Annotated in this window: 12 protein-coding genes; 4 read left to right on the top strand and 8 right to left on the bottom strand. The window is 40.6% G+C overall.

Annotation, left to right across the window (positions count from 1 at the left end; translation table 11 throughout):
• Window positions 1-29 precede the first annotated feature (29 nt).
• Together FPZ44_RS08815 and FPZ44_RS08810 are read right to left on the bottom strand one after the other, a co-directional pair.
• Window positions 30-1,016, bottom strand: coding sequence for a CgeB family protein (locus tag FPZ44_RS08815; protein WP_144989352.1), 987 nt, complete (start codon window positions 1,014-1,016; stop codon window positions 30-32).
• A 305-nt stretch (window positions 1,017-1,321) separates the two neighbouring features.
• Window positions 1,322-2,683 carry an MATE family efflux transporter gene (locus tag FPZ44_RS08810; protein ID WP_144989350.1) on the bottom strand — a complete coding sequence of 454 codons (1,362 nt, stop codon included), beginning with the start codon at window positions 2,681-2,683 and terminating at the stop codon, window positions 1,322-1,324.
• 247 nt (window positions 2,684-2,930) lie between these two features.
• On the opposite strand from FPZ44_RS08810, the gene FPZ44_RS08805 reads away from it, so the two are divergent.
• The gene (locus FPZ44_RS08805; protein WP_144989348.1) at window positions 2,931-4,448 is read left to right on the top strand and encodes a methyl-accepting chemotaxis protein; all 1,518 of its coding nucleotides are present in this window, start codon (window positions 2,931-2,933) and stop codon (window positions 4,446-4,448) included.
• Between the two features lie 296 nt (window positions 4,449-4,744).
• Entirely contained in the window at window positions 4,745-5,815 is a 1,071-nt protein-coding gene (xerS, locus tag FPZ44_RS08800; protein ID WP_144989346.1) for a tyrosine recombinase XerS, read from the top strand.
• 153 nt (window positions 5,816-5,968) lie between these two features.
• On the opposite strand, the gene lpdD is transcribed toward xerS, so the two are convergent.
• From lpdD to FPZ44_RS08780, 4 genes are all read right to left on the bottom strand, one after another.
• Window positions 5,969-6,481, bottom strand: a complete 513-nt coding sequence (gene lpdD, locus FPZ44_RS08795; RefSeq protein ID WP_144989344.1) for a prenylated flavin chaperone LpdD — start codon at window positions 6,479-6,481, stop codon at window positions 5,969-5,971.
• 4 nt (window positions 6,482-6,485) lie between these two features.
• On the bottom strand, window positions 6,486-7,418 hold the full coding sequence (locus FPZ44_RS08790; protein WP_144989342.1) for a dihydroorotate dehydrogenase: 933 nt from the start codon (window positions 7,416-7,418) through the stop codon (window positions 6,486-6,488).
• Window positions 7,399-8,103: a dihydroorotate dehydrogenase electron transfer subunit gene (locus FPZ44_RS08785; protein WP_144989340.1), complete on the bottom strand. Its 705-nt coding sequence runs from the start codon at window positions 8,101-8,103 to the stop codon at window positions 7,399-7,401. Before FPZ44_RS08785 ends, FPZ44_RS08790 begins: the two co-directional genes overlap by 20 nt.
• Window positions 8,104-8,251: 148 nt before the next feature.
• Window positions 8,252-8,884, bottom strand: a complete 633-nt coding sequence (locus FPZ44_RS08780; protein WP_144989338.1) for a DUF1796 family putative cysteine peptidase — start codon at window positions 8,882-8,884, stop codon at window positions 8,252-8,254.
• A 209-nt stretch (window positions 8,885-9,093) separates the two neighbouring features.
• Between FPZ44_RS08780 and FPZ44_RS08775 the strand changes: the two genes are divergently transcribed.
• Both FPZ44_RS08775 and FPZ44_RS08770 read left to right on the top strand, forming a co-directional pair.
• Complete coding sequence (locus tag FPZ44_RS08775) at window positions 9,094-10,119, top strand: polysaccharide deacetylase family protein (protein WP_144989336.1); 1,026 nt, start codon at window positions 9,094-9,096, stop codon at window positions 10,117-10,119.
• 198 nt (window positions 10,120-10,317) lie between these two features.
• A complete protein-coding gene (locus tag FPZ44_RS08770; protein ID WP_144989334.1) occupies window positions 10,318-10,749 on the top strand; it encodes a hypothetical protein in 432 nt (143 codons plus the stop codon).
• Window positions 10,750-10,891: 142 nt separating this feature from the next.
• On the opposite strand, the gene FPZ44_RS08765 is transcribed toward FPZ44_RS08770, so the two are convergent.
• A complete protein-coding gene (locus FPZ44_RS08765) occupies window positions 10,892-11,638 on the bottom strand; it encodes a 3D domain-containing protein (protein WP_261378258.1) in 747 nt (248 codons plus the stop codon).
• 384 nt (window positions 11,639-12,022) lie between these two features.
• Window positions 12,023-13,222 (bottom strand): MFS transporter, encoded by a 1,200-nt coding sequence (locus FPZ44_RS08760; protein WP_144989332.1) that lies wholly within the window; start codon window positions 13,220-13,222, stop codon window positions 12,023-12,025.
• Window positions 13,223-13,281 lie beyond the last annotated feature (59 nt).

The following is a 13,281-nucleotide window of genomic DNA, read 5'->3' as shown; positions in this document are numbered from 1 at the left end:
GATTCACCTCTTCAGCACCATACAATAAGCTAGGTGATTGAACGAATAATACGATGCTTTTTTAGTATTTGAAGGATATAAGCAGCCCGATGCTTATAGGAGTGCTTCGCTACTGCTCGCAATGCATGTTGCTGCATTTCTTTTCGTTTCTTCGGATTTTTCAAATAATACTTCAACCATTTGAGCGTTTCTTGTTCGGATGATGTAACAATACAGTCCCTGCCAGGCTTGAATCTGCGTCTTATTTCAGGCGTATCAGCTGTAATCAAGCACGCACCCGAACCCATAATCTCATAAGTACGTTGTGTTAGACGATCTGGGGAGTTCTGTGGACATAGTACAATGTCAGCTGAACTATATACTTTATTTGCTTCTGTGTAGGACAAATAAGGATGGAGCCACTTGCGTGGAATTGGCCGCTTAAACATATCCCTTAATTGCCGCCAATCATTTCCGTATATATTCAGTACAAACCCATCTGATAAAGCAGGATTGATCATATGTTTAAGAGTATGGAACCTGAAGTCGTTCGGTTTGCTCGCATAATAAGGTGCATATCCATTGGCTACAAGCGCTAATTGTGTTTTATATTTGGGTTGAACAGCAGTTGGACGATGAACACTTCGGTGATAACCGAAATCTAAATGCGCGACTGGAATCTTTCTTCGTTTATATTTAGAAATAGACGCTCGATGAATGGTAAATACAAAGTGAGGCTTTACTCTTTGAATATAAGGTAGAGAGAAATGCCTCATAAATCCAGGATCTTCAGTCGCCCAATAAATATGAGGGACATTAGCAGCATTCAAATGTTTGGACAAAAACAGCTGTTTCTCTACCGTATCATTAGTCGGCGTCCAACCCATCGTTATGATGAGTTGCGGGCGGAATGAAGCGATCATTCGAGGTAGATTGTCATCGGACGTGCAAGTTGCTACTTGGTGTCCCAGATCACGAAATCCATTTGGTAGCCCATATTTCCACATCGGATGGTCTTCTACAAATAATATTCGCATGCAACTCCCCCTTCTTGCCTACATGTACATCATGATCACGTTGCTATGAGTATATGCCAGCGACTATCACTAGGTTATGGACATTTGCCATACTATAATCAGATCAATAATTCCACTCACCCGATCTATCAAATATTTGTTTGAAAATGAACGACCGTTTCTTGCCTGTTACGAGGTTCAGCCCACTCTAATTCATACTGCGGTAAAGGCCTTAACACAAAAAAGAAGACTCCTTCATGTTAAAGAACTAACACGAAAGAGCCTATCTATAATTTGTTTGTTTTGTAATAAGAAGAACTTGCAGTCTATATTGCCAATTCACCTTGTTTTGCTTTTCGTTCAATATGAGCCATTCGCAAGAACAATGCCACAGCCCCTATAGCCAAGCCCGCAATAAGGCCAACCCAATATCCATAAGCCTCAAGTGAGGTAGTCTGAGCGAGTACATATCCTACAGGCAGCCCCACTATCCAATATGAGCAGAACGCAATAATAAATACGGACTTAACATCCTTGTAACCGCGCAATATACCTTGCACAGGTGCTGCAACAGCATCAGATAACTGGAAGAAAATCGCATATACCATAAATACTTGTGTAAGTGCGATAACTTGCGGATCATTCGAGTATAGACGAGCCGTGTTTTCATTGAACAAGAATAAAAATATGGCACAAAATACAGATAGCGAAACCGCAGATAAAATGCCAATGCGAGCATACTGCTTAGCGTCCTGGATTCGTTTCGCCCCTACCTCGAATCCAATAACAATCGTCATAGACATTGCAATACTCAACGGCAACATATATAACAAGGAGGCAAAGCTCAATGCAGACTGATGAGAGGCAATCGTAACAGTGTCGTACTTACTCATCAATAGTGTGACTGCAGAGAAGACGCTAACTTCGAAGAAGATCGATAAGCCTATTGGCACTCCTATCGCCAGCACTTCTTTCCAATGGGCGAACGAAACAGCCTCGAATCGTCCAAGCATGCCTAGTGAACGCATCATTTCATTTCTCTTCATTAAAATAACAGCAATAATGAAAATAACAATATACGTGATAGCCGTCGCTAAACCAGCACCAACTCCGCCTAGTCTCGGCATTCCAAACTTACCGAAAATGAAGCAGTAGTTGAGAAATACGTTGATGGGAAATGACAATAACGTAATGAACATCGTAATCCGCGTCTGTCCCAAACCATCAATGCTTGCACGAAGCACTGTATATAAAAACAATGGAATAACACCAATACCGAGAGCGGACAAATATTCTCTGGCTACGCGTGCAACCTCTGGTTCAAGAGTCATCCAATTAAATATTGGGTCGAGTACAAATGCCCCGATTACAATAACAGCTACACCAACGATAATAGATAAGTAAGCGGCTTGAATAAGGCTTGATGCAATTTTATCTCGTCTGCCTGCCCCTACATGCTGTGCGATAATCGGAGTTACAGCTAAGAAAATGCCGCTCAGCCCCGTATACACGGGTACCCATATGCTCACGGCCATAGCAACTCCAGCCAAATGTTCTGTACTAAACTGGCCAGACATGATTGTGTCAAAGAAGCCCATTAACTGCATCGTAACTTGTGTAACTAATATTGGTAGTAATATGGCAAGCAATTGTTTAATCTTCTGCTTGCGCGAGTATGTCTGAATCATATGCTGCACCTTTCTCATTGTAATAAATCGATTTAAATACTGATTTAAATGCTCTACATAGTGTATATGTTTACACATGAAAAAGAAAGAAAATCATGAAAAAGCCTCTTATTTTAGATAGATGGACCTATTTATTTATACAGCTTTGTTACAAAAGCATTGCATTCTCTTGGAATTTGTAATATTATGTCCTACGGTTCGAATTCCAGCATTTTACTAAGATAATTACTGAGGGGCGGTACTTTACATGCTTTCACAAAAAAATCGACTCATGTTTCCGTTGAGTCTAATTGTTATACTATTAAGCATAACAATCCATCTGCTGCATCGTGTTTTTAATATTTTCCAACATCATGGTGTTTCTGATCATATGAATTACGATCTTACGATTGCTGATCGATATGCAATGCCTATGAATCTATTATTGATTATTCCGATTGTTGTTTTTGTGGTTGCTTATCTGCTATATCGTAAACAATCCTCCCATCCGTACATACCCATGCTGCATACGCTCGTGCTCTGTTTTTCCAGCATATCGATGGTGGCTGGCGGCGGTGGCGCAGTAGAATACCATTTTTCTATTTTTATGGTGTTAGCGATTGTGTCTTATTATGAAGAGGTTAAGCTCATGCTTACGATGACTCTCCTTTTTGCTACTCAGCATTTGCTTGGTTTCTTTTTCATACCTGAACTCGTGTTCGGAACATCTTCCTACTCCTTTATGATGCTGGTAATTCATGCGTTCTTTTTAATTGCCACCTCTGCAGCAACATCCATCCAGATCTTGTCCAAGAAGAAAATGACTTCTGAACTAGCGCAAGAAAATGCAAGACAGCAAGCAGAACTGGTTAAATTGTTAGACATCGTTAAACATATGGCGCATGAGCTTGACACAACCTCCACTACTGTCACAAACAAGTCTGAGTATCATATTCAATCGAACGCGGATATTTTGACTTCCTGTGACGAGGTAAGTACAGGGCTGCAAGCCCAGAGTGATTCCGTATCTACCGTTCACGATAATTTGATGCAGATCAATCATATGATTCAACATACAGCTTCCCTTTCTCATACGATGACTGAACATGCAGGAGCAACTGACCAATTAATAGGGAGTAATATGCAGCATATTCAATCACTGTATGACCAAGTGGTCTCCTCCTCCAAGACAATACAAGAAGCAGCAATGGCGATGACGACACTCAACAACTCGACACAACAAGTACAATCTATTATTTCGACGATTCAGGATATTGCCAATCGGACCAACTTGTTAGCACTCAATGCTTCGATCGAGGCTGCTCATGCAAAAGAATATGGAAAAGGTTTTTCGGTTGTCGCTTCTGAAATTCGTCAATTGGCAGAGCAAAGCGGTGAAGCTACATCACAAATTCAGAAAATTCTCATGAACATTCGTACGCAAAGTATACAATCTACTTCCCAGATGGAAGCTGGCCACTTAGCATCCACTCAGTCCGTGCAGCAAGCAGAGCAATCGATTTCGAGTTATGAACAGATGACACAATCTGTTCATCATTTAATTTCGCACCTGCATGAATTAAATCAATCTTTAACTCACATTGAACTTCGTTCCGGAGATATCTCAGCTGAAATGACAAGCATAGACGCAGTAACATCCAAGAGTGTGCAATCCATGGAACATTTACAGCAGCTATCCCATTCGCAATTAGCGGTTACTCATGAAGTAAAGAAGGAACTTATACGATTAAAAGAGCAATCTCGCTCCTTGCAAGCACAGTTTTAATCATTTAAAGGAATCAATACTCATGAATATATACTGAACAGCTTTATTATCCCTTTTACACCGTTTATTTCATCCATCTATGATCCTAAGGCTATCCACAAGTAAAGCACTACTTGCTGGGCAGCCTTTTCTTTTATCCCACACCAAAACAACGCATATAAGTATAAATGTATCGAGTAAGTCTACTTTATCGATGCTTTAGCTTTTGACGAAATGCACATATAATAATAGATACAAGCATATGGATAGGGATACTTGTTAACGATACAACCTTATTCAACTGAAGGAGCAACAGCATGTCTATTCAAAAAGGAAAAGACCGCGCACGATTGGATGAAAAACTCCCTACTATGCCGTGGTTCGTGCAACAATATATCGAGTTTAAGCTACCTGATCTATCTCCCTCTACTCTATTGGAGTACGTAAGGGACTATGAAATCTTTTTCAACTGGCTGATTGTTGAAGGGATAAGCCAAGCAGCCACCATGCACGAAGTTACCCTATTAGAACTCGAATCGCTTCGCATGGAGCATGTCACATCGTTCCGTATTTATCTCACTACGTATAAGGAACAGACGAACAGCAGAATTACAGTATCTAGAAAGCTTTCTTCACTCCGCTCCGTGTTCCATTATTTGAGCCAAATTGCGGAGGACGAGAATTTCTACCCGCTGCTGAAGCGCAACATTATGGCGAAAATTGAGATTAAGCGTGTAAACAAACCGAAGGATACAGCTGCCAAGCTGAAAGGAAAATTGCTCGAAGAAGAAGAGCTCGGAGAATTTATCGACTACGTACGTGAAGACTATGCAGCTGATGTGGCAGAAAATAAGCAGGCCTTATACTCACATGAGCTCAATGCTGTACGTGATGCTGCTATCGTAAGTTTAATCTTAAATTCTGGCCTCCGTGTTAGCGAAGTAGTGAATTTAAATGTTGAGGATATTGATTTAAACAATAGGCTTTTGTATGTATTCCGCAAAGGTAACAATGATGAAACGTTCAAGACGCCTGTCTACTTTCGCGAGCGAGCAAAAATGGATCTTGAGCAATACTTCACGCTGCGTTCTACTCGATATAATGCCCCTAAGCAAGAAAAGGGTTATTTCTTAGCAATCAAAAATGGGGAAAAAGCCGGTAAGCGAATGACTAAACGAGCGATGCAGCAAATGATACTGAAATATGCAAAGCTTTTTGGCAAACCAGCCTTAACGATTCATAAGCTGCGTCACTCCTTTGCTACCGATTATTATTTGCAAAATGATATTTACAAGACGAAGGAGCAGCTCGGCCACGCCTCTACCGAAACGACAGAAATCTATGCTCATCTAACAGACAAAACCATGTCTGAAGCCATTGATAAGTAAAGATAGGAATACAGCAAACTCCCCGACTTTCACTTTACATGTGAATGTCTGGGGAGTTTTCATTTCACTCTATATCTGACTTGAATCTTGAATCCACAGATTGAATTATCAATTCTTCACATAGCGAACTATACTATGTACTTGTACTCTCACTTATAGAGCTTGCGTCAGAGCTTTGCGGAAGATACACCATGCAGCATCAACAACCTGATCGATCTCATGTATTTGCAGCTGCTCATAATGAATGCCTGCAATTACTGTGACCGTAGTCCGCAACCTATTTGCTGCTTCCATCGCCATTGGCTCAGATAATATCGCTTCCTTATGGCCCGGCACAACATGCGTCATCGTACAAATGTGCGGGTATAAATGGGTAAGGTTAGCCCCTTTAACACCTTGACAACCAACTGTATCATTATCGTCACTCGCAATAGATATCGATATCTCATCTTGCGCAAGAAAAGTATTAGTTACGCTGCGATTATGAGCTTCCAAATCGGATACAAACATTGGCTCAGCATAATAAGCTGTAGACACAGCTCCAATATGATGGTGATGCATATGAGCCCCGCCTGACAACCGAATGATATAATCCCGACCGAGTGGTATAACCTCACATAAGATCGTATCTTCCCAACTCTGGTTTACCCTATCTTTATCATTCATACTCTTAAATAATCCCTCTAATTTCATCAAGTGATTGAATATTTTCAAGCTCCATATAGCTGTTGATTCCTGCCAATAATTCTTCTCCCGCACGGAGGTTCATAAAGTTGTACGTTCCAATTTGCACAACTGACGCCCCTGCCATAATGAATTCGATGACATCGGATGCAGATGCAATCCCTCCCATCCCCATGACGGGTACTTCTACTTGTTTTGCCACCTCATGCACCATTCGAAGTGCAATCGGCTTAATAGCAGGGCCAGATAGACCAGCATACATATTTTTAAATACACTTGTACGTTGATATATATCTATCTTCATCCCTGTGAATGTATTCACTAAAGAGATCGCTTCAGCCCCTTCTTCTTCGCACATCACCGCCATATGAACGATATTTTCTGCATTCGGTGATAATTTGACAGCCAGTGGCAACGATGTCATCTGACGTACTTCTCGAACCACTTCCCTTGCAACTTCCGTCTTAATGCCGAATGCGACTCCCCCTTCCTTTACGTTTGGGCATGAAATGTTCAATTCGATCATATCTACCGCTCGACGATTTTGCTTCCGCCTCTCTTCAGCATCTTGCGTTATTTTCATCGCGCCAAGCACGTATTCCTCTATATTGCTCCCACCAAGATTAGCAATCTTCACAGGCTCGATCGTCTCCCAAAATTTCATTTCCTCTCGCAGAAATGCGTCAATACCTGGATTCTCCAATCCTATACTATTTAGCATTCCTCCCGATGTCTCCATAAGCCGGGCGCCACCATTACCCTTGCGTGGATGCAGCGTCAAGCCTTTGCAAGAAATACCGCCTAATTTATTGATATCATACATCTTGGCATACTCCTTGCCAAAACCAAACGTGCCAGATGCCATAACAATTGGATTTTGGAAGCGTATCCCAGCAACTTCACAAGCTAAATTCTTCATGCCAGTTGACCTCCTCTGCTAAAAATACAGGACCATCTGTACATACTTTCTTATTCCCATGTTTACTTGGTGTGGAACATCCATAGCAGGCTCCTATACCACAGGCCATCCTTTTCTCGAAGGAGACATATACCTTTACATCAAGTCCTTTGGTCAAATCGGCAACTGCCTTCATCATTGCATAAGGGCCGCATGTATAGACATAATCGTAGCGGGTCCATTCAATATGATCGAGAACGTTACCGTTCACACAAATATGCAGTTCATTTGCAAAAGGCTTATAGGCCTCCGTCAAATAAGCCTGATCACGAAAGCCTAGAAAGATATCGGGTTTATTACGAAACTGCTTGGCTGTATATAGTAGCGGTGCAATTCCAATGCCTCCGCCAACTAATGCAACTCGCCCAGATTCATGCACGAAACCATTCCCAAAAGGGCCTTCAAGTTGAATGGAATCCCCTTCCCTCAATCTTGCGAACAGTCGCGTACCTTCGCCAACTACCTTGTACATAAATTCAATGTGCTCGTGTTCAACATTGCACACACTGATTGGCCGCGACAGTATCGGATGGTTCTCCCACGCTCGAAGCATAAAGAATTGTCCCATTTTTACTTGAAAATGTCCTTTCACTTTCATTACATATATTCCTTTGGCAATACATTCATTAGATAAGATTGTGTGCACGGCTATACTCCTTTGTAAGCATTCAACATCTTAACTATGTCATGCTTATAAAGGATCAACTGTGAAATGAATCACAGTTTGAATCACGGAACATCGAATGTTGACAAAGTGTTCAGAATATTAGCAACAACTGCTACATCACTCAGCCCTATTCATTCACGTAAACCGAGTTTAGAATTCTATCCCAAGTATCTTCCATATACCACACCGGATCACGGGGAACGAGTACAACACACAAGGATGGATGTTTATGATGACAATCCATAACATCAAAAACATCAGCTTGTCTTATATATAGAAATACATATGAACCTGCGACTTGTTTATCCAATATATCCAGTGTTTCTTTAATTGGATAATTCCCGCTTTCCTCGGTCCGGATAAATAATATTCGTTTGCCGGAAGACATATCTTGCAGCATTCGCTGAATACGTCGATTTAACTTGGTCATCACCTCAGGATACTGCTTTAAATCGGTAAGCGTATTTTGATAGATATCGAAATCATGGACAGAAGAAATCTGATATAACGTATCTTTTACGATATAATGCGCTTTTTGATAGCTTAGATCACCCGTAACTTTAATATGTTTAAGTGACATGAAGTCATTAAATTTCGCTTCCAGCAGGCGATTGACATCGGGTAAGGATCTCGAGGTCATCCAATCTATTGGCCCACTAGATGGGCGAAGATTACGCGACTGAAGTTTGAGAGCAGGCAAACATGATGATCCTAAACTATATATCGCATCATATCCGCCTTGTACTTGTGCGAGATTCATGACAACACTCTCCCCTATCGTTTTATATAGAATATGAAACTGAAAGAGTGTGAGTGTTGGCGTTTGCCGCTTACGTGCCGCCTTTCATAGACTGTCTCGAAACAATTGACAACAACTGGAGTTGTGAACGATAACCAACAAATGCATATCCCCATTTCTTACAGGACATAACAAGAGAACAGCACTGTTAAGGAAGGAGGATACATAATATGCACCGATTGCTATTCATCATTTTGCTCGGATTAACGTTATCCAGCTGTTCTAACTCACAAGAAACTCGTCATGATGTTGTATCAACTGCTCATGATTTAAAAACACGGGACATAGCTGTGCAGCAGTACAAGCCCGAACATCACAATTATTATGTTCCAACTCTTCCGCGTACAGAATCAAAACTTTCAAATAGTAAGGAAAGAAATGAGCCGGCACCCAAAACCAATACGGGAACAAAGAGCATTAAACAACCTGAAAAACAAGTTGCTTTAAATCAAACGGCACAACAAAAAAATCGTTCTACGCAACAGCGAGCACGACAACAAATTCAAATGAAACAACGTGCAAGCAAAAGATTAACAATCGCTCAACTGCACAATAAATATCCACAACTGTTTAAGCTAAGAGGGAGTTCCAAAGCTGGCAAAAAGGTTGCTCTCACTTTTGATGATGTGCCTGACCAGACCATTACTCCTGTGATACTGGATATTTTAAAACAAGAAAATATTAAAGCGACATTTTTCCTTGTCGGATACCGTGCCGAACGCAATCCTAATATCGTAAAGCGCATGGTGGATGAAGGTCATATTATCGGTAACCATACGTACAATCACCCGCTGCTAACTCGTCAAGATTTGCCCAAGTTTATTCGCCAACTAAGACAAACGGAAAACATTATCGATGACATAATCGGCTATAAGCCAAGGTATTTTCGTCCCCCTTTTGGAGAAATCACAGAAGAGCAACTCCAATGGGCAGGCAAACACGGTTACATGGTCGTAAATTGGGATGTAGATTCCAATGACTGGCGAGGAATACCCGCTGCAGTTATGGAGAACAATATTATGAACGAAGTGTCTCCAGGATCGATTGTACTTCAACATGCAGGCGGAGCAGGCAAAAAAGGCTATTTAGAAAATACGGTTAAAGCATTGCCTTCTATTATTAAGCGCCTTAAGGCGCAGCAGTACGATTTTGTAACCATTCCTGATTTACTAAATGGTGCGAAAAATAAAGACTAATTTATTAAAGGATCAATCATCTGTAAGAGGTTGGTCCTTTTTCCATTAAAATAAAGAATCAATTATCGTGTTAACATAATAAAAGTTATGTGATCTATATCTCTTATACTGCTATACTATCATCCATTTCTTATATCTCTTTCAGACGTCCATACCATTTTAGATAAGCCTCATATATTGATATTGGGGGTGATTTGAATGGCAAAATTTCTGGATAGTCAAATATCACAAAATGCAAGTTATGCGGGCTCCATTTCTATACCAGCAACAACAGCACCCGCGTTGTTTGGTACACTTGGATTAAATCTAACAGGTGCAGGTCCAAATGTTCGAGTTAATTTTAAAGCTACTGTATCCTTATCTAATCTTCTTGGTGTGCTTACTACAGCAACGATTGTGGTAGTTCGTATAAGCGGCGGTATTCCAGTAGTTGTATACACTGCAACAGCTTCAATTCCAGCAATCTTACTAACAACCTATAACTTCACCATATCAGGCATCGATAACAATGTTCCTGTTCCAGCTGCTCCTGGCTTTGTCACTTATCAAGCTTTTATTAGTGTTGCTGGCTTAAACATAATTGCTCGTACAGGTCCTGAAAGCTTCAGCGCACTTGCTTCTTCTGACTAATCGCTGCATAATTACATCCTAGTCATGGGCGAATTGTATAATTCGCCTTTTTCTACTTATACTATGTAAACGAAAAAAAGAAGCCGCAGTGTACACGACTTCTTTTTCAAACGAAATATGGTCATTGACTCTTAGCTTACAATTACTTCAACACGTATACTTGAACGTCTTGAACACCAAATTTACGAGCTTCCTTTTGACTTAGCGGCAAAAAGATATCTACTTTGTTCCCTTTAATTTTACCACCTGTATCTGTAGCTGTTGCTACTAGACCACCTTCTGGCAAATGCTTAAACTGGTAACCTGTAATAAATAGCTTCGTACCAAGTGGAATAACATCAGGGTCTACTGCTACAGTGCCCAGCTTAAGTGGATTGCCTAATGCATCGATTGGGCCCCAGCCATTTTCACTCGGATGATCCGTATATGATGTAGCTTTCATGTTATAAGAGCGTTTAAAAGTCATAGGTTTACCGTTAACACTAATAACGTTTTTCGGCGACTTGCTAACCTTTTCGTCTGAGCTTTTACGTTCTGCAGTAGAAACTTTTACAGGCTCTGCTGGTTTACGGTTAGTCTCTTTGTCATCAGACTTATTCTCATCTTTCTTCTCGTCTAACTTCGGTGCAGAAGCTTGCATTGGCTTGGCTGCAACTTTCAAACTTACTGCCATCAAGGCTGGAATACCTTGGTCCATATTACCCCATAGCTCTTGTTCATTTATCATAGGGTTCGCGGCTTCTTCAGCATTAATACTCACTGGAACGCTCTGAGCCTGCTCTTCTAGTTCGGTTGCGGTAGTAGACTCCGCATAAACAGGTAGTATTTGAATAATCAAGATAGCTACCAGTAGTACACCTGCAATTTGTAACGTCATTTTTTTATTCATAATATCCTCCTTGAAGCATGCGTCCATCACAATTTCCATGGACTAACATCAACGCGGTGATCATAACATAGATTTCTAGCATATGATCAGGTAGTTTTTGTAAAAATGCGCAAGTTCACGTGTGCCAACGACTTCAATCACTTGATCTATTGTTTGGAAAATGACATTTCTGACTTTTATTTTACATATATACCCTTTCTTTCGGCACCCTTTTTCTATTACCCATCTTCAAAAAAATGAAACAAAACAAGCCATAATAAGCGAATAATTGAGAGACTCTTCTCCTATCGACAAGCCATGCAACCATAAAAAATAGGTTAATGAAACGTCATTTTTACGTTCCACTAACCTATTTTTCTTTATATGCTTTGCAAGCAGTGTCTCTTATCCTACCAATCGCTTACTGAAAAACGTATAAATCCCACATAATAATACGCATATACCTGTACCTATCAACAAGCTTTCTACCTTAACGATATCAGCCAGCGGTCCGAATATGATCATGCCTAATGGCAGCGCACATGAACTAGCAATCTGTACGAAGCTAAATACACGGCCATGCATAGAAGGCTCGACTTTTTCCTGCAATAAGACCGTAATCGGTGTGTTAAAGCAAGGCATCGTTATTCCGATTAGTAGATTACATATTAAATATACGTAAAATAATGGAGCAACTCCAAGCCCGATCATCATCAATCCATAGAGAGCACACGCAACTGCCGTTGTATGCATTCGATTTCGAAAACCTCCCCATGTTGCAATCAACGTCCCACCTATAACTGCACCTATACCGAACGTCATTTCACTCGCCGTCAGTCTCCACATTTCAGCCCCAAAAGAGCGACTTACCATTAATGGTGTTAAAAATGCCGCCGGACTGGCGAGTATCATGATAACGATCAATAAAATAAGCAGTTGTTTAATAAACGCATGATTCTTCAAGTATACGAATCCTTCCACGATTCCTTGTAGATTCGATTTATTCTGGTTCTCCGTTTGCAAATACGCTGGGATTGATATCGTAAATAAAATGCTAATCCCGATAACAGCGGTTATCACATCGATCAACAATGTTGTTTCAAGCGTTGCCACAGATAAAATGGCTCCACTTGCTGCTGGAGACAGAACCATCATTAACGACGAAATCGTGCTGTGAATTCCGTTTACTTTCATTAGATGTTCTTTCGGAACAATCTGAGGAATTAACGCATTGATGGCCGGTGTTTGTATACCCGTCCCTGCTGAACGAATCAACAATACGATAAATAGCAGCCACACACTTTTATAACCTGTAAAAAATAAAATAGCCAATATTAATGTTGCAGCAGCAATAATTCCATCAGATAACATAATCATTTTTTTGCGGTTATAACGGTCCACCCAGACGCCTGCGAATAAAGATATGATGATCTGTGGAAGAAACCCGCAGACTGTCGCAATTGTCATCATGACCCCAGATGAGGTCGTAAGCGTGATATACCAAATAATCGCATACTGTACTAAAGAAGAACCAAACAATGAAATCGTTTGTGCAGTTAAAAATAATGAGATTTGAGACTTCCAGTTATGATTGGAGCTATGCATGTTATCATTTACACCTCTTATTTAATTTCATTTATCTATATCGTTTGAATGATTAGCAT

Origin of the sequence: Paenibacillus agilis (assembly GCF_007786455.1) — a bacterium.
Taxonomy (GTDB): Bacteria; Bacillota; Bacilli; order Paenibacillales; family Paenibacillaceae; genus Paenibacillus_B; species Paenibacillus_B agilis.
The sequence above is the reverse complement of the archived record's forward strand: the minus strand, read 5'-3'. Positions and strand labels throughout refer to the sequence as shown.

Bases quoted from the DNA above. Each gene is read 5' to 3' on its own strand.
- FPZ44_RS08815 (WP_144989352.1), bottom strand. From the start codon at position 1,016: ATGCGAATATTATTTGTAGAAGACCATCCGATGTGGAAATATGGGCTA.
- FPZ44_RS08805 (WP_144989348.1), top strand. From the start codon at position 2,931: ATGCTTTCACAAAAAAATCGACTCATGTTTCCGTTGAGTCTAATTGTT.
- FPZ44_RS08775 (WP_144989336.1), top strand. From the start codon at position 9,094: ATGCACCGATTGCTATTCATCATTTTGCTCGGATTAACGTTATCCAGC.
- FPZ44_RS08765 (WP_261378258.1), bottom strand. From the start codon at position 11,638: ATGAATAAAAAAATGACGTTACAAATTGCAGGTGTACTACTGGTAGCT.
- xerS (WP_144989346.1), top strand. From the start codon at position 4,745: ATGTCTATTCAAAAAGGAAAAGACCGCGCACGATTGGATGAAAAACTC.
- FPZ44_RS08780 (WP_144989338.1), bottom strand. From the start codon at position 8,884: ATGAATCTCGCACAAGTACAAGGCGGATATGATGCGATATATAGTTTA.
- FPZ44_RS08790 (WP_144989342.1), bottom strand. From the start codon at position 7,418: ATGAAGAATTTAGCTTGTGAAGTTGCTGGGATACGCTTCCAAAATCCA.
- FPZ44_RS08760 (WP_144989332.1), bottom strand. From the start codon at position 13,222: ATGCATAGCTCCAATCATAACTGGAAGTCTCAAATCTCATTATTTTTA.
- lpdD (WP_144989344.1), bottom strand. From the start codon at position 6,481: ATGAATGATAAAGATAGGGTAAACCAGAGTTGGGAAGATACGATCTTA.
- FPZ44_RS08770 (WP_144989334.1), top strand. From the start codon at position 10,318: ATGGCAAAATTTCTGGATAGTCAAATATCACAAAATGCAAGTTATGCG.
- FPZ44_RS08810 (WP_144989350.1), bottom strand. From the start codon at position 2,683: ATGATTCAGACATACTCGCGCAAGCAGAAGATTAAACAATTGCTTGCC.